This is a genomic window from Jeotgalibacillus marinus (assembly GCF_040801915.1).
GTDB classification, from domain to species: domain Bacteria; phylum Bacillota; class Bacilli; order Bacillales; family Jeotgalibacillaceae; genus Jeotgalibacillus; species Jeotgalibacillus marinus.
In genome coordinates, this window is the sequence record NZ_JBFMIA010000397.1 from 1 (window position 1) to 208 (window position 208).

General features: G+C 65.9%; 1 protein-coding gene. It reads right to left on the bottom strand.

Annotation, left to right across the window (positions count from 1 at the left end; genetic code table 11):
• Positions 1-208: hypothetical protein (locus AB1471_RS18290; RefSeq protein ID WP_367781131.1), on the bottom strand; the 208-nt coding region annotated here is incomplete at both ends.

Sequence of the window (208 nt, forward strand, 5' to 3'; positions counted from 1 at the left end):
GACCTTGGGCGCGACGCGCGCGATCGCGTCCTCGACGCCCTTCTTCGTCTTCTCGTCGCTCTCCCCGATCAGCGCACCGACGTAGTAGCGATACGCCTCGGGAAAGCGGCCGAGCTGCTCGTATGCGCGCGCGATGTTGTACTGGACGTTGCGGTTCGCCGAGAGCCGGTTCGACGCGAGGAAGTGCTCCAGCGCCACCGTGTAGTTG